Raw genomic sequence first — 22,028 nt, 5'->3', positions numbered from 1 at the left:
ACAGGGCCGGAACGCAGGGGGTCGGGGAAGGGACGGGGTGGGTTTAGGTGCGGGGGGCGGGTCAGGGTGGTGACCTGGCGAATCCTCCTCGCGCCGTCGCCCACGACCGTACCGAGATATCGGGGGGACCGTTAAGAGCAATTCCCTTATGGGGATATCAGCAAGCCGAATACTGACGGCGCGGACCTGCGGAGAGGGGCTCAGCGGGGCCTGGGGACCTCGCGCCGGACACCCGCTTTATTCGGGATACGAATGGTTCCCTCGGGAACCTTCCTCTCCGAGATCTCCTTCAGGACGATCCGCGCGGCGGGGGTGAGGGGCCGGGTGGAGTCCCAGCACACGGCCACGCCGCGCTCGGGCGCCCCGGCCAGCGACCGCACCCGGACCCCGGTGGTGTCGGCCGTGTGGGCCGCCAGCCAGTTGGTGACGCCGACGCCGATCCCCCGGGCGACCAGGGACACCAGCGTCTGGGGCTGGTTGGTGGCCTGGACCGGCTCTATGGCCAGCCCGTGGTCGCGGAACACCTGGTAGGTCTCGAACTCGGAGGTCTCCGGGGCGTCCAGGCGGCCGATCGAGACGATGGGGTGCGCGGCCACCTCGTCCAGCGGGACGGGGTCGGGGACCAGGTCCAGCGGGTGGCCCTCGGCGTGCACGACCACCAGGGGCTCGCGCCACAGGGGCAGGCAGTTGACGGACTCCGAGGCGGGCCGGGGGAGCATGGGCCGCAGGTAGAGGTCGACGTCGCCGGCGATGAGGGCCTCGTCCAGCTCCAGGGTGGCGCGCTCGGACAGGATCACCCTGATGTCGGGCTCACGGTCGGCCAGGTCGCGCAGCAGGTCGGGGACGAAGGCCGCGCTGACACTGGGGTAGGAGCCCAGCGAGACGATGCCCAGGGCGCCGCCGCGCCAGGGCGCCATCGCCGACTCCGCCTCCTCCAGGGCGTGGAGGACGTTGCGGGCCTGCACGGCCAGGGCCGCGCCCGCCTCGGTGAGCCGGACCGGGCGCTTCTTTCGGTCGAAGAGGGGTTGTCCGATCTCCCGTTCCAGTGCCGCCACGTGCTGACTCACCCGGGGCTGGGACCGCCGGGTGGACTCGGCTGCGGCGACGAAACTCCCGGTGTCGATCACGGCCAGGAAGGATACGAACCATTCCAGACGTATGTCCGTGTCGAGCATGCGGATTCGCTCCCGTATAAAGTTGTCGCTGGGGCTGGTGTTACGCAGGATACAAAACGCGTATACACCCAAAAACAGGGTGTAACCCTCGACACAGGGAACCGAGTACCATTTCCCCCCGGACTATTGGTTCTCCTGATACTCCCATCCGGCCCGCCGTTCCCCGCCGAACCGCTGATCAGAGGCGGCGGGAGCGGTTTCCAGGCCGCCCCCGCCGCGGGGGCGCCGCCCGGTCAGGCGAACGGCGCCCCGGGTCGCGGCCGGTGCCCCGGGCCGGTCCCACGGCCGGGTCGCACCACCGCGACGATCGGGGTCCACCGCCCATCGGGGGCGGTGGGGGCTCCGCGGCCGGAACGGCGCGCGGCAGGGTCCGCCCCCGGGACTCCTCCCCGCGCGGAGAGGCCGGAGCGGTCCGGCGTCCGGGACACGCCCCCGGTGGCCCGTTGCCGGAGCCCTCCTCACCACCGCGCGCCCACCCGGGCGGAGGCGGCCGGAACGGGCCGTGGTGCAGTCCGGCCCCGGGGGAACGTCCCCGGCGCCCTGTTCACCACGGCACGACCGGACCACCGCCCCGGGCAGAGGCGGCAGGCACGTTCACCGGAACGGGCCGTGGTGCGGTCCGGCCCCGGGACACCGCCCCGGGCGGAGGCCGCCGACACGACCGCCGGAGCGGTCCGGCGTCCGGGCGCGGGGGGCGGGGCTGCGGCGGGGGCACGGCCACAGCGTCCGGCCGCTGCGACGGGGCCCGCTCCCCCGCCGCAGCGGCGGTCACGGCGTCTCGGTGCGGGCGGCCGACCGGACGGCCTCACGGGCCTGGCCCGCCCCCGCGGCCGCCAGGGCGAGGTGGGCCAGGCGGCGGCACTCGTCCAGGCTGTGGCCGGCCAGGGCGTGGCGCACCCCCGGCAGGGCGGGGGCCGACATCGACAGGCTCGTCGCCCCCAGGCCCACCAGGACCAGGGCCAGCAGCGGGTCGGCGGCGGCCTCACCGCACACGCCCACCGGGACGCCCAGGTGGTCGCCCGCCTTGCCCACGGTGCCGATCAGGGACAGCAGCGCCGGCTGCCACGGGTCCAGCAGGTCCGGCAGCGAGCCCAGGGTGCGGTCGACGGCCATCGTGTACTGGGCGAGGTCGTTGGTGCCGATGGACACGAAGTCCACCTCGTACAGCAGCCGGTCGGCGAGCAGCGCCGCGGCGGGGACCTCGATCATCACCCCCACCCGGGTCACCCCCTGGGCGCGGGCGAGGTCGGCGAACTCCCCCGCCTCCCTGGGCGTGGACACCATCGGCGCCATCACCCGGACGTCGGCCCCGGTCTCCTTGGTCGCCGCCGCGATGGCGGCGAGCTGGTCCACCAGCAGCTCGCGGTGCATCCGGGCGGTGCGGTAGCCGCGCACCCCGAGAGCCGGGTTGTCCTCCGCGCCCATCGGGACGAAGGCCAGCGGCTTGTCCGAGCCCGCGTCCAGGGTGCGCACGGTGATCGGGCGCCCGGAGAAGGCCGAGAACAGCCGGATGTAGGAGGCGGTCTGCTCCTCGCGGGTGGGCGGCTCGGTGCGGTCCAGGAACAGGAACTCGGTGCGCAGCAGCCCCACCCCCTCGCTGTCGTGGGCGGCGGCCGACTCCGGGTCCCCCTCCCCGATGTTGAGCAGCAGCGGGACGGACACCCCGTCGGCGGTGGCCCCCGGCCCGGTGGCCGACTCCGCCAGGGCGCGCCGCTGCTCGGCGCGCCGGCGCACCCGCTGCACGAGGGCCTCGTCCGGGTCGGCGACCACGGAGCCCGTGTCGCCGTCGACCGCCACCACCGTGCCGTCGGCGAGGGTGTCGGCTCCCCCGCAGCCGACCACCGCCGGGATGCCCAGCGAGCGGGAGAGGATGACGGTGTGGCTGGTGGGCCCGCCGTACCGGGTGACGATCCCCAGGACCCTGGCCGGGTCCAGGTGGACGGTGTCGGCGGGGGCGAGGTCGTCGGCGACCAGCACGTGCGGGACGCCCGGGTCCGGCAGGCCCGGCATGGGCAGCCCCAGCAGCAGGGCCACCGCCCGGTCGCGGATGTCGGCGAGGTCGGCGGCGCGCTCGGCGAGGTAGCCGCCGGCGGCCTTGAGCAGGTCGCGGTAGGTCTCGCAGGCGGCGTGCACCGCCCAGGCGGCCGGGTCGCCCGCGGCGGCCCGCTCGCCGACCCGGCGGGCCAGCTCGGGGTCGCGGGCCATCAGGGCCTGGGCGCCGAGCACCGCCGCGGCCTCTCCGCCGAGGCCGGCGGCCTGGGCGTCGAGCCCGGCCGCCACCTCCTCCAGGGACGCGCGGGCGGCCTCCGCCTCGGCGCCGGGGTCCCCCGCCGCGGGGCGGTGGTCGGGCAGGCGCGGCGGGGGCGCCATGCGCGCCACCGGGCCGACCGCCGCGCCCGGCGCCGCCGGGATGCCGCCGAGGGAGGAGAGGGATCGGGTGTGCGCCATGGTCGCTCCGTGGGTCGGTGAGTGGGTGGGCCGGGGCGGGCCGGGAGGGGTCCCCCTAACAGGGAACCCCAGCGGGGCCGATCTCGGTAGCCCCTACTCCCGGCCTGTGGACGGGTCAGGGCTGGATGGTCACCTTGATGGCGGTCCCGGCGGCCACGGTCTCGATGGCCTTGTGCACGTCGGACAGCGCCATCCGCTCGGTGATCAGGTCGGCGACGGGCACGGCGCCGGAGGCGATGAGCTCCAGGGCGCGCTTGTTGTGCTCGGGGCTGGAGCCGTTGGCGCCGAAGATGGAGATCTCCCGGTAGTGGACGAGGTTGGAGTCCAGGGAGATGATCGGGTTGTCCTTGGGCAGCCCGCCGAAGAAGCTGATCCGGCCGCTGCGGGCGACCATCTTCAGGGCGTCCTCCTGGGCGCGGCCGGAGGCGGCGGCGGTGATGACCACGTCCGCGCCGCGGCCGTCGGTCAGGCGCAGCACCTCCTCCACCGCGTCGACCTCCTCGCCGCAGATGGCGGCGTCGGGCCCGACGATCCGCGCGGACATGTCCAGGCGGCCCCGGTTGACGTCCACCAGGTACACCTTCTTCGCGCCCTTGGCGCGGGCCAGGCGGACGTGCAGGCAGCCGATGGGCCCGGCGCCCATGACCACGACGGTGTCGCCCTCGCCGACCCCGGCGATCTCCTGGCCGTTGAGGACGCAGGCGAGCGGTTCGGCGACGGAGGCCTCGGCGTAGTCCAGGCCCTCGGGGATGCGGTTGACGCCGTCGACGGCCAGCACCGCCTCGGGGACGACCATGTACTCGGCGAAGCCGCCGTCGTAGTGGTAGCCCATGGACTGCTGGCGCGAGCACACGGTGAACCGGCCGTCGCCGCACTCGGCGCAGGTGCCGCACGGGATGGCGGCGATGATCTGGACCCGGTCGCCCTCGGCCCAGCCCTCCACCCCGTCGCCGACCTCGACGACGCGGCCGGCGATCTCGTGGCCGATGACCCGGGGCGGGTCGATGTGGTGGTGCCCGTGGCGGAAGATCTTGACGTCGGTACCGCAGGTGGAGCAGTTGACGACGGCGATCTTGAGCTGCCCGGGTCCTGCGGTGGGCTCAGGTGCCTGTTCGAGGCGGAGGTCACCGGGTGCGTAGAAGCGGGCGACGAGCATGTTCGGCCTTTCAGGATGCGGTCCGGCACGGGGTCGTCCGCGCGGGAACGACCGCACCGGTGGGTTTCGGTGAGCGGGGACGCCGCGCCGTGGGCGTCCGGGTGGTGGGCGGCGGGCGGCCGGTGGGACGGACGGTCCCCGCCCGTCCGGGGAGTGGTCGGACGGGCGGGGAGGACGGCCGGGCCCCGGCGGCCCGCCGGGTCAGCCGTCCGCGGCGGGCGGGTCGAGGAGCCCGACGACGTCGGCGGGGTCGGTGGCCCCGCGCAGCCGGGCGGCCTTCTCGGGGTCGGTCAGGACCCCGGCCAGGGCGGTGAGGATGCCCAGGTGCTCCTCACCGGTCGCGGCGATGCCGATGGCGACGTGGACGGTGGACCCGCCCCAGTCGACCCCCTCGGGGAACTGGATCACGGCCAGCCCGGTCCTCTTGACGTGGACCCGGGACGGGTCGGTCCCGTGCGGGATGGCGACCCCCTCCCCGAGGAAGGTGGACACCGACGCCTCGCGCTCGTGCATGGCGGGCAGGTAGCCGGGGTCGACCGCGCCGAGTTCCAGGAGCAGTTCCCCGCACTGGTCGATGACGTCGGCCCGGTCCTTCGCGGTGCGGCCCAGTCGGACGGCGTCCTCGGTCAGGACCAGCCGGGCGGGTTCAGTCGGCAAGGGTGCCACCGTCCCTGATGGCGCTCTCGACCTCGGTGAAGACGGGGTCGCCCAGGAACATCCGGAAACCCTTGACCACGGTGCCCGGAACACGGGTGCGGGCGCGGGCGGCCAGGCCCTCCTGGGTCAGGACCAGGTCGGCGTCCTCGGGGATGCGGTCCACGGGGGCGTGCTCGACGGACACCCCGTACTTGCCCAGGCTGCCCCTGAGCTGGGTGGTCAGCAGGACGCTGCTGCCCATCCCGGCGTCGCAGGCCACGACGACCTTCTTGACATCGGAACCCTTGATGCTGCTCATGCGACGTTCTCCTCAGTGCTCGCGGAGTTCTTCTGGGCGGCGGCCTCCTCGCGGGCGGCCTTGCGCTCGGCCCGGCCGAAGCCGAGCAGGAGCGAGGCGACCACGAAGGACACCGCGGTGGCGACGATGACGCCGGCCAGGACGGACAGGTGCCCGCCGGGCGGGGTGACGGCCATCAGGGCGATGATGCTGCCCGGGGAGGCCGCCGAGATCAGGCCCGCGTCCATCACCATGAAGGTGGCCACACCCGACATCCCGCCGGCGATGGCGGCCAGGATCAGCTTGGGCTGCGCGAGGATGTACGGGAAGTAGATCTCGTGAATTCCACCGAAGAAGTGGATGATGATCGCGCCGGGCGCGGTGGCGCGGCTGATCCGCGGGCCGAAGAGCATGCAGGCGATGAGGATGCCCAGGCCGGGGCCGGGGTTGGTCTCGATGAGGAACTCGATCGCGCTGCCGTCGGCGGCGGAGCGGGCGGTGCCCAGCGGGGTGAACACGCCGTGGTTGATGGCGTTGTTGAGGAACAGCACCTTCGCGGGCTCGACGATCACCGAGACGAGCGGCAGCAGGCTGTTGTCGATGAGGAACTGCACCCCGGCGCCGAGCGCGTCGGCGATGCGGCCCACGACGGGGCCGACGGCGTAGGCGCCCACCACCGCGAGGAGGGCGGCGAGGATGCCCGCGCTGAAGTTGTTGACGAGCATCTCGAAGCCGGCCTTGATGCGCGGCTGGATCAGCTTGTCGGCCTGCTTCATGAGGTACGCGGCGAGCGGGCCCATGATCATCGCGCCCAGGAACATCGGGATGTCCGCGGAGACGATCACGCCCATGGTGGCCGCCGCGCCGACGACACCGCCGCGCTGGCCGTGCACCATGGTGCCGCCGGTGTAGGCGATGAGCAGCGGGAGCAGGAACTTGATCATCGGATCCACCAGCTGGCCCAGGTACTCGTTGGGCCACCAGCCGGTGGGGATGAACAGGGCGGTGATCAGGCCCCAGGCGATGAACGCGCCGATGTTGGGCATGACCATGCCCGAGAGGAACCCGCCGAAGCGCTGGACTCCGGACCGGGCCGAGGCGAGCGCCGTGCTCTGCCGCTGTTCGGTGGACATGTTGGGGGACCTCCTGGGAGGTGCGGCGGGCCTGGGCCGCGCCTGCGGTGGTGTGGTGTGGGCGGGGCGCCCGGCCGGCTGGACGGGGAGGTGCGGCGGGAGGGGCCGCGCACCTCGGTCGGACGGGCGCCGGTCCTGGTCAGACCACCCGGACCGAGGGTCCGGCGGCCTCCAGTTCGTCGGCGAGGCCCCCGGCGAGACCCTGGTCGGTGATGACCAGGTCCAGGTCCTCGACGGAGGCGAATCGGGCGAAGTGGTCGTTGCCGACCTTGGTGTGGTCGGCGAGGAGGACGGCGCGCCGGGCCGAGGCGATCATGGAGCGCTTCACCTCGGCCTCCGCCGGGTCGGGCGTGGTGAGCCCGCGTTCGACGGAGATGCCGTTGGTGGCCATGAAGGCGACGTCCACGAAGGACTCGGCCAGCGACCTCAGGGCCCACGCGTCGACGGTGGCCTGCGTCCGGGTGCGCAGGCGGCCGCCGAGGAACATCAGGTTGATGTTGGTGCGCGTGGTGAGGGTGAGGGCGATGGAGAGGGAGTTGGTGACGACGGTGAGTTCCCGGTCGGCGGGCAGCTGCTCGGCGAGGCGTCCGATGGTGGACCCCGCGTCGAGGAGGATCGCCCCCTCCTCCGGGAGTTCTTCGATCGCGGCCTTGGCGATCCGCTCCTTCTCCTGGGTCATCACGGAGTCGCGCACGTTGAGCGCGGGCTCGAAGCCCAGGCGCTCGACGGGGATCGCGCCGCCGTGGACCCGCCGCAGGACCCCGTGGCGCTCCAGCGCCGTGAGGTCCCGCCGGATGGTCTCGTAGGTGACGTCGAACTCCGCGGCGAGCCCCGTCACGTCGACCCGGCCGTCCCGGCGGGCGCGTTCGAGGATCGCCTGCTGGCGCTCTTCCGCGTACATGTTGGATCACCTGTGTTTCGGTGTGGTTTTCGGTGAGTTTAATCGTGTTGCCTGGGACACACAAGGGGTACCTTCCTCCAATATCCCAGTAAGGCCCCACGACCACATCCGGCCACCGCCGCCAGGACACGGAACCCCTATCGCCACTGGCCGCACGCCTCGGCACCCTCGGCGGCCACGCCCCGGAGCCGGTCATCGAACCGGAAACCAGAGGACAACCGTGTTGACACACGCAGACGAACACACATAATCAAAGGCAGTCCAACATCCGGACCGGGCCGGGCGCAGCGACCGCGAAAAGAGCTCCCATGATCCTGACCCTCACCCCCAACCCGAGCGTGGACCACACCCTGGAGGTGGACCGCCTCATCCGGGGCGAGGTCCTGCGGGTCGACGCCACACGCGCCCAGGCGGGCGGAAAGGGCGTCAACGTCGCCCGGGCCCTGCACCTGGCCGGCGTGGAAACGCGTGCGATCCTCCCGGTCGGCGGGGGCGGCGGTGCCGAACTCACCGCCCTGCTCGGCGACCTGCCGCGGCTCACCGTCCCCATCGAGGGCGAGACCCGCGCCAACATCGCGATCACCGAGGCCGACGGCACCACCACCAAGGTCAACGCCCCGGGCCCCACCCTCTCCCCCTCCGAGGCCGACACCCTGCTGGCCGTCCTGGAGGACGAGCTGGCGCAGCGCCCGGAATGGATCGTGGCCAGCGGAAGCCTGCCGGCGGGCGCGGGCGAGGACTTCTACGTGCGGGTGGCCGGGCTGGCCGCCGGGTACGGGGTGCCCCTGGCCCTGGACACCTCCGGCAAACCCCTGGAGGCAGCGGTGCGCGCGGGGTCGATCGGCCTGGCCAAGCCCAACCTGGAAGAGCTGTCGGAGCTGACCGGGCGCACCCCCGCCACCGTCGGCGAGGTCGCCGCCGCCGCCCGGGAGCTCCTCTCCCACGGCAACGGCTCCGCCCTCGTGACCCTGGGCGGGCACGGTGCCATACTCGTGGGGCCCGAACACACGTGGTGGGCGCGCGGCCCCCGGGTCCGCACCCGCAGCACCGTGGGCGCGGGCGACTGCGCCCTCGCCGGGTTCCTCACCCCCGCCGACTCCCCGGTCGACCGCCTGCGCAACGCGGTGGCCTGGGGGACCGCGGCGGTGTCCCTGCCCGGAACGACCATCCCCGCCCCCGACGACGTCGAGCCGGACGCCGTCGAGGTGGTGTCCGAACCCGACCCCTCCCGGCCCCTCGACTCGCTCGCCGACCGGCCCTGACCGGTCCGTCCACCCCTCACAAGGAGCAGCAGATGCCCCAGCGCACCGTAGCCGTCGGTTCCGCCCAAGGACTGCACGCGCGACCCGCCACCCTCTTCGTCCAGGCGGCCACCGCCACCGGCCTGCCCGTGACCGTCGCCGCGGCGGGCAAGGACCCGGTGAACGCGGGCAGCCTGCTCGCCGTGATGACCCTGGGGGTCGGGCACGGAGACGAGGTGACCATCGCCGCCGAGGGCGAGGGCGCCGACGCCGCCCTGGACTCCCTGGCCGAGCTGCTGGCCTCCGAACTGGACGCCTGAACCCCGGAACGCTCACGGCGGCGCCCGCCGCGCAGGGTCCTGCGCGGCGGGCGCCGCCGTGTACGGGGCCGGGTCAGCCCTCCCGCTTCACCCGGTGGACCTTGTGCTGGGCGGCCTGGGCCCGCGGGCGGACCACCATCAGGTCGATGTTGACGTGCGGCGGCCGGGTGACCGCCCACACGATGGTGTCGGCGACGTCCTCCGCGCTGAGCGGGTCGGGCACGCCCTCGTAGACGGCCTCCGCCGCGTCGGCGTCGCCGCGCAGCCGGTTGAGGGAGAACTCCTCGGTCTTGACCATGCCCGGGGCGATCTCCAGGACCCGGACGGGCTGCCCGCACAGCTCCAGGCGCAGGGTGGCGGCCAGCGTGTGGGCGCCGTGCTTGGCGGCGACGTATCCGCCGCCGCCCTCGTAGACGACGTGTCCGGCCACGGAGCTGACCACCAGGACGGTGCCCGCGCCGCTCCCGATGAGCTTCGGCAGCAGGGCCTGGGTCATGTTGAGCACACCGAGCACGTTGACCTCGTACATGGCGCGCCAGTCGGCGGGGTCGGCGGCGGCGACGGTCTCGGTCCCGATGGCGCCGCCCGCGTTGTTCACCAGGACGTCGCAGGAGGGCAGCCCGGCGGCGAAGGCGTCCACGGCGTCGCGGTCGGTGACGTCGAGGACGTACGCGCGGGCGCTGTGCCCCTCCTTGACGAGTTCGGCGGCCAGCTCCTCGACGCGGTCGGCGCGGCGGGCCACGAGCACCACGTCGTACCCCCGGGCGGCCAGGCCCCGGGCGGTGGCGGCGCCGATACCGCTGCTGGCACCGGTGACGACGGCGGTCGCTGTCATGTGGTCATCCTCCTGCGGTTTCGCTGTCGCGCCGAGCGTATCCGGGCCCGCCGGGCGGAGTCCCGGCCGCCCCCGGTGTCCTCCGGCACATTCGCGCGCCGGGGGTCGCCGCGCCCCCCGCGCCGGGACGGCCGGACGGCCCCCGGCCGCGGTCCCCGCCGCTGTTCCACGCGCCGCCCCGGACCGACCGCGCGGCACCCGAAAATCCATGGTCCGGAGAAATTCCCGCGTGCTAGCGTGGACGCCCGCCGCGGAATCGAAAGCCCCTCGACGGCCTTTTCCTTTTCCGCGCGCACCGCGCCTCCGGAAAGGACCCGTGTGGACTCGGGAGAACCGCCCCCACGACCGCCCCTGCTCCGCCGATACGCCCTTTTCTCCCTGGCCGCGACCACCGCGGACTTCGCTTTCGGCGCGGTTTTCATCACCGTTCTGCTCGGCCGCGGCCTCGACCCCGGGATGCTGGGGGCCATGGTCGCCGCGGGCACCCTGTTCGGGCTGGCGGCGGAGGCGCCCAGCGGGGCGCTGGGCGACCGCTACGGCCACCGGCGGCTGCTGTCGCTGGGCCTGGTGGTCTGGGGAGCGGGTTTCGCCCTGTTCGGCTGGGCCGACGAACTGCTCCCGACCATGGTCGGATCGGTGCTGTGGTCGGTGGGCTTCCACCTGCACACCGGCACCCTGACCGCGCTGGTGGTCAACCGGGTCGGCGACCGCGACCGGACCGCCCGGGTCGCCCGGCTGACCCGGTGGGGGCAGGTCTCCTCGCGGCTGGGCGGGGTCGCGGGCGCCGCCTCGGTGCTGGTCGCCGGGACCTGGCTCTCCGCCGACCTGCTCATCCTGGCCGCGGGCGTGCTGCTGGTGGGCCTGGGGGCGGTGGCGCCGCTGGTCTTCCCGCGCTCCCCCGGACGGCCGGACGTCTCGGTCGCCGGGCTGCTCCGGGAGTCGGTGGCGGCCCTGGCGGGGCGGCGCTACGTGCCGCTGGTCGCCCTGGTCCTGTGCTCGACCCCGGCCAAGGTGGTGCTGGTCATCTGCTGGCAGCCCCTGGTGGCGCGGGAGTACGGGGGCGACGTCCGGTTCAACGGCCTGGTCCTGCTCGGCATGACCCTGGCCCTGGCGCTGGGGGCGGCCTGCTCCCGCTTCGTCGACCCGCGCAACCCGCACCTGTGGGCCCCGGCGTCGGCGGTCGCCACCGCCGTTCCGCTGTTCCTGGTGGCCTGGGGCGCGCTGCCGCTGCTCGTGGGGCTGGTGCTGGCCGAATTCCTGCTCGGGCTGGCCCAGGCGCTGTTCGTGGCGTGGGAGCACCTCATGTACAGCGACGAGGCGCGGAATACGCTTTTCTCGGTGATGTCGTTCCTCGGATTGGCCGTGATCGGTGCGACGTACGCCGTTTTCGGATGGGCGTGGGATGTGTGGGGACTGGAATCCGCGATGGTCGCCGTTCTGGCGGTTTCCGCGGCCGGCTCCCTGGCGGTGATACCGCTGGCGTACGCCTTTCCCGAATCGCGCCGTTTCTTCGACCCTCGGGAGGGAGCACGGGCGCAGGAGTCCGAACCCGCGGAATGACCGTCCGGCCCCGGTCCCCCGCCGCGGCGTCGTCTACCCTGCCCGTGTACGTGGTCGGAAGAGCGGGGGGATCATGAGCCATCTGTCGGATCTGTTGCGGGAACGGCCGCTCGTCCAGGCGCCCATGGCGGGCGGGGCCTCCACTCCGGAGCTGGTGGACGCGGTGGCCCGGGCCGGGGGCCTGGGGTTCCTGGCCGCCGGGTACCTGGCGCCGGAGCAGGTGGAGGAGCAGGTCGCCCGGGTGCGCGGGCTCGGGGTGGCGGCGTTCGGGGTGAACGTGTTCGTGCCCGGGCCCGCCGGCGACCCCGCCGCGGTGCGGGACTACCGCGAGGAGCTGGGCGCCGAGGCCGAACGCCACGGGACGGCCCCGGGCGAGCCGGTCCACGACGACGACGCATGGGAGGCCAAGATCGACCTCCTGGAGCGGCTGGGCGTCCCGGTCGTGGGCTTCACGTTCGGCTGCCCCGACGGCAACGTGCTGCGCCGCCTCCAGGAGGCCGGGTCCGCGGTGGTCGTCACCGTCACCTCGGTGGACGAGGCGCTGCTGGCGGTGGCCCGCGGCGCCGACGGCCTGTGCGCTCAGGGGGCGGAGGCCGGCGGGCACCGGGCCGCGTTCGACCCGACGCGCGGCGGCGAACTGCCGACCGCGGAGCTGGTGGCGGCGCTGGCCGGGGCCGTCGAGGTCCCGGTGATCGGCGCGGGCGGGATCATGACGGGCGGCGAGGCCGCCGCGGTGCTGGAGGCGGGCGCGGCGGCGGTGCAGCTGGGCACGGCGTTCCTGCGCTGCCCCGAGAGCGGGGCCCAGCCCGCCCACAAGCTGGCGCTGATCGACCCCGACTTCACCGAGACCACCCTGACCTGGGCGTTCACCGGGCGTCCCGCGCGCGGCCTGGTCAACCGGTTCATCATCGAGCACCCCAAGGCCCCGTACGCCTACCCGGAGCTGCACCACATGACCCGGCCGCTGCGGGCGGCCGCGGCGCGGGCCTCCGACACGGGCGGCATGGCGCTGTGGGCCGGGACCGGCTTCCGGCGGGCCACCGACGACCCGGCCGCCGAGGTGGTGGCGCGCCTGCGCCGCGAGGCGGCCCAGGCGGGCGCCCGCCTCTGACCGGTCAGCGCTCCCAGTCGCCGGTGGCGAAGGCCAGGGCGGCCGGCAGCCCGGCCCGCCAGCAGGCGCGGTCGTGTCCGCCGTGGTACTCCTCCAGCAGCACGGCGCCCGGGTCGCCGCCCAGGTCCGCGGCGCGGGCGGCCAGGGCGTCGCGCAGCCGCCGGTTGGGGTCGAGCAGGGACCACTCGTGGGTGCCCGCGGAGAGGTGGACGCGGTCCGGGAGGCGGTCGGCGACGGCGACCCGGGCGGTGGTGCGCTCGCTCTCCCCTCCGGCCACCGCCACGTTGGGCCACCAGAACGAGCCCGACTGGGAGGCCACCCGGCCGAACCGGTCGGGGTCGGTGAGGGCGGCGTGCATCGCGGTGAGCCCGCCCAGGCTCTGCCCGGCGACGAGGGTGCGCCGGGGGTCGGCGGTGATCCGGTACCGCTCGCCCAGCCAGGGCAGGAGTTCGCCGCCCAGGGCGCGGACGAAGTCGTCCGAGCAGGCCAGCTGCTCGCTGCGGGAGGCGAAGCCCAGGGAGTCCACCATGACGGTGAGCATCGGCGGCAGGGTCCCGGCGTGGACGAGCCCGTCCAGGACCCGGGGCAGGTCCGCGTGCCAGTCCCGGCCGTCCAGCAGCAGGGCGACGGGCCAGGGGCGGCCGCCGGGGGGCCTGCGGGCGGGTTCGTGCACCCACACGGGGCGGCTGTCGCCGAGGACGGCGCTGGCGAACCCCCGTTCCTCCACCCGGCCCGCGGGCGCGCCGGGGTCGCCGGCCGGTGGGACGGGGGCCTCGGGCAGGGACACCACGGAGTGGCCCCCGTCCGACTGCTCGCGGGCCAGCGGGTCGGCGACCGCGTGGGCCAGGGCGGCGAACCAGCGGGCGACGGCCGGCCGGTCCTCCGGGTCGGAGACGGCCAGGGCGCGTTCGCGGCGGATGCGCAGCATCTCGGGCAGGGCGGCGGGATCGCCCGGCCCGGCGCCGGCGGGGATCGGCGCGATGGTGTAGGACGCCCGCCAGTCGCCGCGCATCCGGTAGGTGAGGTGCCGGACGTCGGTGCCGGGGATCCGCTCCATGCGGTTGTGGTCGTAGGAGTCGGCGTCGGCGATCTTGTTGGCCACCAGCAGGACGTCGGCGAGCTCGTCGCCGCCCCGCCACAGGAAGGTGACGGTGCGGCGGCCCTCGGCGTCGGCCTCGCCCACCAGCGGGGTGCCGGTGCGCCGGACGGACTCCCAGAACCCCGCGGTGTCCCGGGCGGCCTCCGCCGCGCAGGGTGTGGGCACCCGTTCGGGACGGACGGTGCGCTTGAGGCGCGGGGGGATCGTGTGGGTCCGCATGCGGCCCCCTCCTCGGTCGTACTCGGGTTCAGGCTTCAGGAACGCCCTCCACCTCGGACATCAGGTCGAACAGCGCGGCGACCCGGTCCTCGGACAGGGCGCTGAGCGGGGACCGGGCGGTGAGCCCCGCGCCGATGGCCTCGACGATCCGGGTGCCCTCCGCCGTGGGCCGCGCCATCCGCATGCGCCGGTCGCTGATGGAGGCGGTCTTCCTCACCAGGCCGCGCTCCTCCAGCTCCCGGGTGATGACCGAGATCCGCGAGGCGGTGCAGCCCAGCTGCCTGGCCAGCGCCCCCTGGGAGGAGACGTCGTGCAGCGCGCGCAGGGCGCGGGCCTGGAACGCGGTGAGCCCGTGCTCCGCGGCCAGCTCGGACAGCAGTCCCTCCACCCGGTGGGCGACGCGCAGCAGCGCCTCGCCCGCGTCCCGTGTCGAGGGCCTGCGGGGTGCGGTCCCGGCGGGTGCGTTCTGACCGGTCGGCGACGTCGCCGTCATCCGTCCCTCACTTCCCGGAAGTTGACATTTAGGATAGCCATACCTAAATATGCTTGTCATGAAGCAAGTAAAGCTCCTGCACAGCCTAGCCGTCGGCGCCGCCCTGGCCATGGCCCTCACCGCCTGTGGAACCGGGGGCGGCTCCGAAGCCGCCGGGGCGCAGGACACGGACACCGGGGAGATCCGGGCCGTCACCCACATCTACGGCGAGACCGAGATCCCCGCCGACCCCCAGAGCGTGGTCGCCGTCAGCGTCACCGCGGCCCCGGTCCTGCTGAGCCTGGACGTCCCCGTGGTCGCCGCCGGCACCACCACCCCCAGCGCCCTCACCGACGACAACGGCTTCTTCGCCCAGTGGGCCCCGGTGGCCGAGGAGCGCGGTGTCGAACCGCTGCCCGGCCCCGAGATCTCGCTGGAGGCGGTCGCCGCCGCCGGGCCCGACCTCATCGTCGGCAACGGCTTCGGGGCGGACGCCGTCGACGAGGCGACCTACGAGAAGCTCTCCGAGATCGCGCCCACCGTCGTCTACGGCGAGGGCGACGTCTCCTGGGTGGACCTGACCGAGCAGTACGCCCGGGCCTTGGACCGCACCGACCGGTTCGAGGAGATCACCGGGGAGTACGACGCCCTGGTCGAGGAGTCCGCGGCGCGGATCTCCACCGAGCAGCCGGTGGCCGTCCTCAGCGTCACCCCCAACGGGTTCAACGTGTTCACCGCCGAGTCCGCCCAGGGGCGCCTGGCCACCGACCTGGGGCTGACCCTCCAGGAGCTGCCCGAGGACGCGGCGGCCGACAGCACCCAGGGCGCGCGCACCGACATCGTCGGCGTGGCCCCCGAGAACGCCGACGCCCTGGGCGACGCGACCCTGCTGTTCGTGAACCCGCAGGGCGACGAGCTCGACTCCTACCTGGAGACGGCCCCCATCCTGGAGAGCCTGCCCGCCTGGGAGGACGAGCGCGCCTTCACCCTGGGCCCGTCGTCGTTCCGGATGGACTACTACAGCGTCCCCCTGCTGGCCGAGCGCCTGACCGAGGTCCTCCCCTCCTGAGGACCGCCCCGCACGGGGGCGGGCCCTCCGCCCCCGTGCGCGTCCGGCCCGGGGACCGGCCGGGGCCCGTTCGCGGCGCCGGCCGACACCGGCGCGCCGCCTACGGGACCGGATTCTTTTACCCGCAGGTAACAATTGGGTTCTCCGGCCGCTCGGCCCTAGAGCCTGTGACCTGCCACACCCTAAGGTTCCGCCATGGGTGTATTGCGGAAGCGTGTCCTTTTTCGTGTGCTTTTGGGTGTTCTGTCGACTGTGGTGGTACTCGCCCTGGTCGGCGCGCTACTGGGTGTGTGGACCGTGCGCAGGTCGTTCCCGCAGACCTCCGGCGAGATCGCCCTCCCCGGGCTGAACGCCGAGGTCACGGTGCTGCGCGATGAGTACGGCGTCCCCCACGTGTACGCCGGCGACGCGCACGACCTCTTCATGGCCCAGGGCTACGTGCACGCCCAGGACCGGTTCTGGGAGATGGACTTCCGCCGCCACGTGACGTCCGGCCGCACCGCCGAGCTCTTCGGCGAGGCCCAGGTGGAGACCGACGTCTACCTGCGCACCATGGGCTGGCGGCACGTCGCCGAGCAGGAGTACGAGCTGCTGGAGCCCGAGACCAGGGGCTACCTCGACGCCTACGCCGCCGGGGTCAACGCCTGGCTGGCGGAGAACGACGGGGCCGCGGCGAGCCTGGAGTACGCGCTGCTCGGCGTGCTCAACGGCGGCCACACCATCGAGGAGTGGGACCCGGTCGACAGCCTGGCCTGGCTCAAGGCCATGGCCTGGGACCTGGGCGGCAACATGCGCGAGGAGACGGAGCGCGCGCAGCTGCTCGGCCTCGGGTTCACCGAGGAGCAGATCGCCGAGCTGTACCCCGAGTACCCCTACGAGGAGCACCGGCCGATCACCGACACCGACGAGCTGCTGGACACCGCACCCGAGGGCGACCCCGAGGACGCGCGGCGCGCCCCCGAACTGCCCGGGGAGGCCGTGGCCGCCGTCGGCGCCGTGTACGACGGGGCGCTGGCCCTGCCCGAGATGCTCGGCCCGCGGAGCAGCCCCGACCTGGGCTCCAACTCGTGGGTCGTGGGCGGCGAGCACACCGAGTCGGGCCTGCCCCTGCTGGCCAACGACCCCCACCTGGGCGCGGCCATGCCCTCCACCTGGCACCAGGTGGGCCTGCACTGCACCGAGCTGAGCGAGACCTGCCCGTTCGACGTCGCCGGGTTCGGGTTCTCCGGGCTGCCCGGCGTGGTCATCGGCCAGAACGAGTCGATCGCCTGGGGCTTCACCAACCTCAACCCCGACGTGATGGACCTGTTCGTCGAGCGGATCGAGGGCGACTCCTACATCGTCGACGGTGAGGAGCGCCCGCTGGAGACCCGCACCGAGACGGTGAAGGTCGCCGGGGGCGAGGACGTGGAGATCACCGTCCGCTCCACCCACCACGGCCCGCTGCTGTCCGACACCGCCGCGGGCGCCGACCTGACCGGGATCGCCGAGGACCCGCAGGTCGAGGGGGCCGAGGAGGGGGCCGGGTACGCGGTGGCCCTCCAGTGGACCGCGCTGTCGCCCGGGACCACCGCCGACGCCCTGTTCGTCATGAACCGCGCCCGCGACTGGGAGGACTTCCGCCGGGCCGCGAGCGGGTTCTCGGTCCCCGCGCAGAACCTCGTCTACGCCGACAACGAGGGCAACATCGGCTACCAGGCGCCCGGCACGGTCCCGGTCCGGGGCGAGGGCGACGGCCGCTACCCGGCGCCCGGCTGGGACTCCGCCTACGACTGGGAGGAGTACATCCCCTTCGAGGACCTGCCCAGCGTGTACAACCCCGAGTCCGGGTTCGTCGTCACCGCCAACCAGTCCGGCGTGGACGCGGACTACCCGCACTTCCTGACCGACGACTGGGACTACGGCTACCGCTCCCAGCGCATCAACGACCTGCTGGAGGAGGCCGTGGCCGAGGGCCCCGTGACCGGCGGGGACATGTCGGAGATCCACATGGACTCCTACCACCTGGGTGCCGAGGCGATCGTCCCCCACCTGCTGGACGTCGAGGTGGCGGGGGTCGCGGCGCAGGGGCAGGACCTGCTGCGCGACTGGGACCTGTACACCGAGCCCGACTCGGCGGGGGCGGCCTTCTACCAGGCGACCTGGCGGCACCTGCTGCCGCTGCTGTTCGACGAGCTGGACCCGGTGCAGATGACCGGGAACTCGCGCGGCATGTACGTGGTGGGCACCCTGCTGGAGGACCCCGGCTCCGCCTGGTGGGCGGGAGAGGAGGCGGACGGCCGCGACGCGGTGCTGGCCGCCGCGATGGAGGCCGCCGCCGAGGAGCTGACGGAGCTGCTGGGCGACGACCCCGCCGACTGGCGCTGGGGCGACCTGCACACCCTGACCGCGACGCACCAGTCGTTCGGCACCTCGGGCATCGGGGTGGTCGAGTGGCTGTTCAACCGGGGCCCGGTGGAGAGCTCCGGCGGGTCTGCGATCGTCAACGCCACCGGCTGGGACGACAAGGAGGGGTACGCGATCACCGCGGTGCCGTCGATGCGGATGGTGGTCGACCTGTCGGACCGGGACGCGTCCACCTGGGTGCACCTGACCGGCAACTCGGGGCACGCGTTCCACCCGAACTACGACGACCAGCTGGAGCCGTGGGCCCGCGGGGAGACGATGCCGTTCGTGTTCGGCGAGGACGCGGTGCGCGCCGCCGCGGTGGACGAGCTGACCCTCGTGCCGTAGGCGTCCCGCGGGAGGACGGACGAGGGCGTGTTCGGTGGATGCTTTCGTGTGGCCCGGCGCTTGCGCCGGGTGCCGGGAGCGGGCACGATCCGCCCAACACGCCCTGGGGCCCGCGCCGACGGCGCGGGCCCCGTTCCGTTCCCGGTCAGGCCTTGAGGGGGAAGGAGACGCCGGTGCGCTCCTCCGACAGCTCCCACAGGCGGCGGGCGGCGGCCCCGTCCCGGGCGGCCGGGCTGCGCCAGGACAGGCCGGGCGCGCCCCGCATGGCCCCCCGCGGCCCGGCGAACCCGGCCGGGGGGATCTCCTGGGTGGCCGCGTAGACCGTGGGCAGGGCCCCGACCGCGGCGCTCTGGGCGAACAGCCGGTTCCCGACGCGGGTGAGGAGCGTCCGGAACAGCACGCCGGCGCCGTGGCTCTGGAGGTTGGTGGCGGCGTAGCCCGGGTGGGCGGCCACCGACAGCACGGGCGAGCCGGCCTCGGTGAGGCGGCGCTGGAGCTCCAGGGTGAACAGGAGGTTGGCCAGCTTGGACTGGCCGTAGGCCCGGTAGGGCGTGTAGCCGCGTTCGAGGTCCACGTCGTCGAAGCGGATCCCCCGGACCGAGGCGTGCAGCCCGGAGGAGAGCGTGACCACCCGCCCGGTGACGTGCTCCAGCAGCAGGTTGGTGAGGGCGAAGTGGCCCAGGTGGTTGGTGCCGAACTGCAGCTCGAACCCGTCGGCGGTGCGGCCCCTGGGGACGGCCATGATCCCGGCGTTGTTGATCAGGAGGTGGATGTCGCCGCTCCATGCCTCCGCGAAGGCGCGCACGGAGGACAGGTCGGCCAGGTCCAGGCGGCGCACCTCGGTCTCGCCGGGGATGTCCGCGGCGGCGGCCCGTCCCCTGTCCTCGTCCCGCACGGCCAGGACGACACGGGAGCCCAGGCGGGCCAGGGCGCGGGCGGTCTCCAGGCCCAGGCCGCTGTTGGCGCCTGTGACGACGGCCGTGGTGCCGGTGAGGTCGGGGAGTGCGACCGGTGTGCTGTTCATGTCCCCCACGGTAGGCGCCGGTCGGCAAAGTTGTCAATGACAACAATGATGGCGTCGACAACATCCGTTTATGCTGGACCCATGACCGATCGTCCCTATCACCACGGCGACCTGCGGGCCGCCCTGCTCGCGGGGGCCGAGCGCGCCCTGGCGGCGCGGGGCCCCGCCGCACTGTCCCTGCGCGAACTCGCGCGGGAGGCCGGGGTGAGCCACGCCGCGCCCGGCCGCCACTTCCGGGACAAGTCGGCCCTGCTCGACGCCCTCGCGCTCAACGGCTTCGAGCGCCTCACCTCTCAGCTGGCCGCGGCGGCCGCGGAGCCGGGCGACACCCGCGACGGACTGCTCGCCCTGGCCCGGGTGTACGTGTCGTTCGCCCTGCGCAACGCCGCCCTGCTCGACCTCATGTACTCGCGCAAGCACGAACCCGACGCCCCCGAGGAGCTGACGGCGGCGGTCGGGCGCCTGCTGGACACCATGATGGGGATCATCACCGAGGGCCAGCGGGCCGGGGAGATCACCGCGGGCGATCCCGAGGTCGTCGCGTTCACGGTGGCGGCGGCCCTGCACGGGTTCGCGGCGTTCAACTCCACCACCGCGCCCGAGGAGGCCGACGCCCTGCTGCCCGGGGTCATCGACGTGCTGGCCTCCGGCCTCCTCCCCCGCTGACGGCGGCGGTCCGGGCCGTCAGCGCTCCGGCCGGGCGAAGGGGTCGGCCGGCGGGTCGTACACGACCTCCTCGTCCAGCAGCCACACCCAGTCGGGCCGCCAGCGGGGGTCGCGGCGTTCCATCTCGGCGGCGACGTCGCCGACGGGCACGCCGCCGCCGATCGCGAAGTGCTCGCCGGCCCACTCGGGCCAGTGGTCGTAGGCGCGGTCGACCTCCACCGCCTCCGGAGTGGCCCGGACCCGCAGGAAGAACCAGCGCCCGTGCTCGGGGTGGGCCTCGGCGCGGCGCAGCGTGAAGTCCGGCAGGCCCGGGGGCACGTCCAGCCGGGAGCCGTCGGCGGCGGCCAGGGACGGGGAGGCCGACCACTCCCCCATCGACACCGTGTAGGTGACCGCGCCGCCGTGGTCGGCGGCCAGGGCGCGCAGGGCGTCGGAGAGCTCCCGCAGGGGTCCGGTCTCCGGCGGGGCGGGGCGCTCCCGCTCGCGGCAGGCCCGCATCACGGGTTCGACGAGCAGGCACCACTCCCGGTCGGAGAGCCTGCGGACGCGCAGGCGCTCGGCCGGAACCTCCGTCCCGGCGGGCACCGGGACGGCCTCGGGCGACGTCCCGGCGGCGACCCCGGCCCGGCGGAGCACGGACATCGCGGCGTCGGCGTCGAAGGGGATGTCGGACAGGAACCCCAGGTCCGCGCCGGTCACGGCGCGGTGTCCGACGGCCTCCATGAGCTCCCCGACGCGGGCGCGGAAGGCGTCGAACTCCTCCTGCCCCGCGTCCTCCCACTCCTCCAGCTCCGTGAGGTGGCCGTCCTCCAGCAGGCCGCCGATCCCCTCCGTCGCGCTCGCCGCGTCGCGGTACGGGCCGGTGTGGTAGCCGACGCCGTCCTCCTTCACGTCCCCGGGGTAGTCGGAGCGCGCCCACTCCCGGCCGTCCCACCAGTAGGCGAACCCGAGCGCGCTCCGTTCCTCGGCGCGCCCGATCCACTCCCAGGGCAGCCAGGCCGGCGCGTCGGCGAAGAGGTTCGTCGGCGTCCGGTACGGGTTGGTGGTCTCGCCCGACCGGTCCCAGCCGACCAGCAGGAACCGGCCGCCCTCGACGCGGACCAGCCGGCACCAGTTGCCGCCCCCGTCCTCCAGGACCAGCGAGCCGTCCTCGGCGATGCGGCGCCCCTCGGGCCAGAAGGAGCCCATCCCCGCGGCGACGGCCGCCTTGGCCGCGGCGAAGGACCAGAGGGTCTCGGGGTGGGGCAGGCGGTCTGCGGTGCGGGCCATGTGCGCTCCTGAACATCGTCGGTCCGCCGCAGGCTACCGCCCGCCCAGGACAGAGGCCGGGGCCGGAACGGTGCGGACCCCGGGGCGGGCGGTCACCGCGGCGCGGGGGCGCCGTCCGCCCGGTCGGCCTCGCCCAGCAGGGCGAACTCGCGGAAGAGCCCGGCCAGCCAGGCGAAGGTCAGGGCGATGACGGTGAGGTTCTTGGCGGCGACCACGGTCGCGGTCACCCAGGGCCGTTCGGCCGCGGGCACCCACAGGCCGATCGCCGCGTCGGGCACCAGGTCGAAGACCGCGAAGGCCGCGGCCAGGAAGGCGAACTGGCCGAGGAACAGGCCGAGCCGGGGCGTGATGCCGGCCGCGAAGGCGGCCCACGCCCCGGCGGGCGTCCGCCGGTCCGCGGGCAGGACCTCGCGGGCGGCGATCCACAGCAGGGCCGCGAACAGGACCAGCCGGGAGCCCTGGGCGACGGCCTCGGAGGCGATCCCCGGGCCGCCGGTGAGCGGGCTGCCCGGGACGATGAGCGCGAACCGCTGGATCGTGGGCACCAGGGACAGGCCCAGCACGAGCGGGGCGTGGCGGGCGTAGGCGCGCAGGGCCCACAGGAGAGCGGCGCGGGCGACGGCGATCATCATTTCACCTCATTGAATAGTTCATTGTTTTGAA

Annotated in this window: 20 protein-coding genes; 7 read left to right on the top strand and 13 right to left on the bottom strand. The window is 74.2% G+C overall.

The genetic code is table 11. The annotated features are described in order from the left end of the window. Positions 1-200: 200 nt before the first annotated feature. The 7 genes from K1J57_RS12775 to K1J57_RS12745 all read right to left on the bottom strand — a co-directional run bounded on the left by K1J57_RS12775 (position 201) and on the right by K1J57_RS12745 (position 7,747). A complete protein-coding gene (locus tag K1J57_RS12775) occupies positions 201-1,175 on the bottom strand; it encodes a LysR family transcriptional regulator (protein ID WP_220564650.1) in 975 nt (324 codons plus the stop codon). 768 nt (positions 1,176-1,943) lie between these two features. Beyond that, a complete protein-coding gene (ptsP, locus tag K1J57_RS12770) occupies positions 1,944-3,623 on the bottom strand; it encodes a phosphoenolpyruvate--protein phosphotransferase (RefSeq protein ID WP_220564649.1) in 1,680 nt (559 codons plus the stop codon). A 115-nt stretch (positions 3,624-3,738) separates the two neighbouring features. Beyond that, positions 3,739-4,779, bottom strand: coding sequence for a zinc-dependent dehydrogenase (locus tag K1J57_RS12765; RefSeq protein WP_220564648.1), 1,041 nt, complete (start codon positions 4,777-4,779; stop codon positions 3,739-3,741). Positions 4,780-4,980: 201 nt separating this feature from the next. Beyond that, positions 4,981-5,436 (bottom strand): PTS sugar transporter subunit IIA, encoded by a 456-nt coding sequence (locus K1J57_RS12760; protein WP_220564647.1) that lies wholly within the window; start codon positions 5,434-5,436, stop codon positions 4,981-4,983. Continuing rightward, on the bottom strand, positions 5,426-5,734 hold the full coding sequence (locus tag K1J57_RS12755) for a PTS lactose transporter subunit IIB (RefSeq protein WP_220564646.1): 309 nt from the start codon (positions 5,732-5,734) through the stop codon (positions 5,426-5,428). The genes K1J57_RS12760 and K1J57_RS12755 overlap by 11 nt, the downstream gene beginning before the upstream one ends. After that, entirely contained in the window at positions 5,731-6,846 is a 1,116-nt protein-coding gene (gene mtlA, locus K1J57_RS12750) for a PTS mannitol transporter subunit IICB (protein WP_220564645.1), read from the bottom strand. Before mtlA ends, K1J57_RS12755 begins: the two co-directional genes overlap by 4 nt. 139 nt (positions 6,847-6,985) lie before the next feature. Then, a complete protein-coding gene (locus K1J57_RS12745) occupies positions 6,986-7,747 on the bottom strand; it encodes a DeoR/GlpR family DNA-binding transcription regulator (protein ID WP_220564644.1) in 762 nt (253 codons plus the stop codon). Between the two features lie 308 nt (positions 7,748-8,055). On the opposite strand from K1J57_RS12745, the gene K1J57_RS12740 reads away from it, so the two are divergent. Next, positions 8,056-9,009: a 1-phosphofructokinase family hexose kinase gene (locus K1J57_RS12740; protein ID WP_220564643.1), complete on the top strand. Its 954-nt coding sequence runs from the start codon at positions 8,056-8,058 to the stop codon at positions 9,007-9,009. 32 nt (positions 9,010-9,041) lie between these two features. After that, on the top strand, positions 9,042-9,308 hold the full coding sequence (locus K1J57_RS12735; RefSeq protein WP_220564642.1) for an HPr family phosphocarrier protein: 267 nt from the start codon (positions 9,042-9,044) through the stop codon (positions 9,306-9,308). Positions 9,309-9,381: 73 nt separating this feature from the next. Here K1J57_RS12735 and K1J57_RS12730 read toward each other — a convergent pair whose 3' ends face one another. After that, positions 9,382-10,143 carry an SDR family NAD(P)-dependent oxidoreductase gene (locus K1J57_RS12730; RefSeq protein ID WP_220564641.1) on the bottom strand — a complete coding sequence of 254 codons (762 nt, stop codon included), beginning with the start codon at positions 10,141-10,143 and terminating at the stop codon, positions 9,382-9,384. A 318-nt stretch (positions 10,144-10,461) separates the two neighbouring features. On the opposite strand from K1J57_RS12730, the gene K1J57_RS12725 reads away from it, so the two are divergent. Together K1J57_RS12725 and K1J57_RS12720 are read left to right on the top strand one after the other, a co-directional pair. Next, on the top strand, positions 10,462-11,703 hold the full coding sequence (locus K1J57_RS12725; RefSeq protein WP_255647014.1) for an MFS transporter: 1,242 nt from the start codon (positions 10,462-10,464) through the stop codon (positions 11,701-11,703). A 73-nt stretch (positions 11,704-11,776) separates the two neighbouring features. Then, positions 11,777-12,814 carry a nitronate monooxygenase gene (locus tag K1J57_RS12720; protein ID WP_220564640.1) on the top strand — a complete coding sequence of 346 codons (1,038 nt, stop codon included), beginning with the start codon at positions 11,777-11,779 and terminating at the stop codon, positions 12,812-12,814. 4 nt (positions 12,815-12,818) lie between these two features. Here the strand turns inward: K1J57_RS12720 and fes are convergent, their stop codons facing one another. Both fes and K1J57_RS12710 read right to left on the bottom strand, forming a co-directional pair. Then, positions 12,819-14,132, bottom strand: coding sequence for an enterochelin esterase (gene fes / locus K1J57_RS12715; RefSeq protein WP_220564639.1), 1,314 nt, complete (start codon positions 14,130-14,132; stop codon positions 12,819-12,821). Between the two features lie 28 nt (positions 14,133-14,160). Next, the gene (locus K1J57_RS12710) at positions 14,161-14,625 is read right to left on the bottom strand and encodes a MarR family winged helix-turn-helix transcriptional regulator (protein WP_220564638.1); all 465 of its coding nucleotides are present in this window, start codon (positions 14,623-14,625) and stop codon (positions 14,161-14,163) included. Between the two features lie 58 nt (positions 14,626-14,683). On the opposite strand from K1J57_RS12710, the gene fepB reads away from it, so the two are divergent. Beyond that, the gene (fepB, locus tag K1J57_RS12705) at positions 14,684-15,673 is read left to right on the top strand and encodes a Fe2+-enterobactin ABC transporter substrate-binding protein (RefSeq protein WP_255647013.1); all 990 of its coding nucleotides are present in this window, start codon (positions 14,684-14,686) and stop codon (positions 15,671-15,673) included. 195 nt (positions 15,674-15,868) lie between these two features. After that, a complete protein-coding gene (locus K1J57_RS12700; RefSeq protein ID WP_220564637.1) occupies positions 15,869-18,406 on the top strand; it encodes a penicillin acylase family protein in 2,538 nt (845 codons plus the stop codon). A 145-nt stretch (positions 18,407-18,551) separates the two neighbouring features. Here the strand turns inward: K1J57_RS12700 and K1J57_RS12695 are convergent, their stop codons facing one another. After that, the gene (locus tag K1J57_RS12695; RefSeq protein WP_220564636.1) at positions 18,552-19,430 is read right to left on the bottom strand and encodes an oxidoreductase; all 879 of its coding nucleotides are present in this window, start codon (positions 19,428-19,430) and stop codon (positions 18,552-18,554) included. An 81-nt stretch (positions 19,431-19,511) separates the two neighbouring features. Here K1J57_RS12695 and K1J57_RS12690 point away from each other — a divergent pair, with 81 nt between their 5' ends. Beyond that, a complete protein-coding gene (locus tag K1J57_RS12690; RefSeq protein ID WP_220564635.1) occupies positions 19,512-20,096 on the top strand; it encodes a TetR/AcrR family transcriptional regulator in 585 nt (194 codons plus the stop codon). An 18-nt stretch (positions 20,097-20,114) separates the two neighbouring features. On the opposite strand, the gene K1J57_RS12685 is transcribed toward K1J57_RS12690, so the two are convergent. Together K1J57_RS12685 and K1J57_RS12680 are read right to left on the bottom strand one after the other, a co-directional pair. Continuing rightward, complete coding sequence (locus K1J57_RS12685; RefSeq protein ID WP_220564634.1) at positions 20,115-21,365, bottom strand: hypothetical protein; 1,251 nt, start codon at positions 21,363-21,365, stop codon at positions 20,115-20,117. A gap of 92 nt (positions 21,366-21,457) precedes the next feature. Next, positions 21,458-21,997 carry a hypothetical protein gene (locus tag K1J57_RS12680; RefSeq protein ID WP_220564633.1) on the bottom strand — a complete coding sequence of 180 codons (540 nt, stop codon included), beginning with the start codon at positions 21,995-21,997 and terminating at the stop codon, positions 21,458-21,460. Between the last annotated feature and the right edge of the window lie 31 nt (positions 21,998-22,028).

This window comes from Nocardiopsis sp. MT53 (genome assembly GCF_019598965.1).
GTDB classification, from domain to species: Bacteria; Actinomycetota; Actinomycetes; order Streptosporangiales; family Streptosporangiaceae; genus Nocardiopsis; species Nocardiopsis changdeensis.
This window is presented reverse-complemented; position numbering and strand designations above follow the sequence as displayed.